General features: G+C 53.2%; 1 protein-coding gene. It reads right to left on the reverse strand.

Features of this window, described 5'->3' with window-relative positions; genetic code table 11:
• Nucleotides 1-225: 225 nt before the first annotated feature.
• Nucleotides 226-1,401, reverse strand: a complete 1,176-nt coding sequence (locus ACR0LL_RS20955; protein ID WP_480589219.1) for an alpha/beta hydrolase — start codon at nucleotides 1,399-1,401, stop codon at nucleotides 226-228.
• Nucleotides 1,402-2,402 lie beyond the last annotated feature (1,001 nt).

Raw genomic sequence — 2,402 nt, forward strand, 5'->3', positions numbered from 1 at the left:
GAATTGTTTGACAGGTTCGCCATTCTTGCGCGGCGTAAAATTCACATTTGAGCAATGGTATCTTGACAGATTAATATGCCAAGAAAAATCGATTATACCTTCAACGTCATAAGTCTGACCTATGGATGACCTTACATAAGAGTTTCGATGTGATCCGAGGGAGCCTCGTGTGGCAAGCTGATCAGAATAGAGAATAGACGGGGATAACCAGACGGTTCCTTTCCTTCAGTACAAACGCCCCAGTTCCCTGATCCTTTGCGGATAATCGTCTGGAAAACGCCAGATGACTTCGCCGGGTGCGCGCACCAATCCGCGCGCGGCGGGGTCTTTGTTGGTCAGCAATGACAGGAAAAGATCGCTGCTGGCCCATGGTGAAGACCGGAAGTACCAATGCCCGTTGCCAGTGCCCGCCTCTTCGGCATCCGTCACGTCGATGACATGCAGCCTTGGGGTCCGGGCCAGCTCCGTTTGCACCGCAGGCACTGCTTCGCCGGGCGGCGATGTCTCTCCGACGCGCTTGCGGCCAAAGACGAACCTAGACATCGCCAGCGCGGAATCCGTTTGCGACTGATAGATCGTCAGGTCCGTAACCGCATCGAGAAGACCGTCCTCGATAGCATGAATGAAATAAGCGCGATCCAGATCGCTGCCGATCAGGATGAGCTTGCCCAACCGCGCGTTTCCCTCGGCCCCCAAAGCAATTTGATAGGCGGCGTCAAATGCCAGCCTTGTCCCGGCACTGTAGCCAATCAGGTGGATGCGACGGGCATCGGTATGGGCCGAGAGAAAGGCAATCAGCTCGCGCAGATAGCGTCGCGACGCCAGCGCCGATTCCTGATCGCGGAAATAGGCCAGCGTACTTGGGGTTGCTGTCCAGTTGTAACTGATGAAAGCGCCCTGATAGCCCAGGAAATGTTGCAACTGGCTTGAGACCAGAGTGGAATAGTCGAAATCCACATTATAGCCATGAATGTAGATGAAAATGTCCTTGTTGGCCGATTGTGCCAATTGCGCATTGATTTGTGACGCAAAATGGCTGCCGGCGGCTTCGACTTCGGCACGGCTGGGTGGCGTATCCATGTAATTGATAGCGCTGAACGGCAGAATGCCGGTCTCGGTCACGCCCACCACCCGCAGCCTATAGTCCCGATCCCGCGCCGCGGCGAGCGTTATGCGCCGTGCATTTTCCCAGCTTTCAAGCGGCGGGTCCGACGCAACCTGCGCGACACCCGCCCGCAGCACGTGCCCCCGTGCGTTATTGTAGCTTTTCTGTGGGTCGTCCGGTTCTGCGGGCTGGCGGTCGGTTGCGTAAAACAGACGCGCCCGCGACTCGAAATTACCCTCGGTCACATCTTCGAACGGGTCAAGCGTGCCATTGGCAAAGACCGTTGGCGAAGGCATGAAGTCAATTTCATTGTAGGTTTTCGCCGCGCACCCCGTCAGGGTTATGAAGATAATTAGCCAAAAGAACCTATGCATCAGACACTTTACGCCCCAGAATTTCCGCCGCATTGAGATTTGCCGGCACGAGCTTTCAACCATTTTTGCAAATGGACCATCTTTGGCAAGCCTTAGAGGATGCCTGCGACAACGATGGCGGCAGATTGCGGGCCGGGACCGTGGATGATGCTGTCAGAGAGACGTTTGACGAGTTCGAGTAAGCGGCCACATTAACCAATGTTCGCCGATTTCGGGGTCGGCTTCTTGATGAGTCTTTCACAATGTGAAGCTACGCAAAGGCGCAAGGGACCATGTGAAAACGGCTATGAAACGGGCCAGATGTTCATCTAGGTGAAGGGCATGTGCGAATAGTCATGAACGTTTCCTGCACTGAAAAGGTTCGCACCAGAATTTTACCACTCTTGGCTGTCCGGCTCCCGCCGCAAGTTTGTGGGCTCCAAAAGGATGTTTGTTTGCTGTTTTTTACCTTGGCCTCACCCTATCCAGGGATCGAAGCTTCCAGAGAACCCGGCGCAATTCAGCGGTTTTTCGATTGGATGAAACTCCTCCAGTGCACTGCCTGTGCCCCAAAGTTAGAACGATTTGCGATCGTGTGGCTTTTTGTTGCTTTTTCTTGACCGGGCAAACGAATTGATACATTTTACCAAAATAAAACCAGAATGGAGCACAAATTATCACGAATATAGACCGTTTTTGTCGCTCCATACCGCCCTTGAGTCAGAGGTTTCGTCTCGGCGTAAGGATGTTTTCGGAGCGGCGGCAGTGCTAATAACGGAATGTCCTGTGCGGACTGGTTATGGTAACCTGAAATAGAAAGGTATCGCCCCGACAGTTTGCAGTTAACTGCACATTATTAGGGTGCAATTCTGTCAAATTGGCGGTCACTGGCTTCACTTGACCCAAAGCGCCTCGCAAAAGAAGGCACCCAACAAAAATGATCA

The sequence above is a fragment of the Ruegeria sp. AI2 genome, assembly GCF_056541275.1.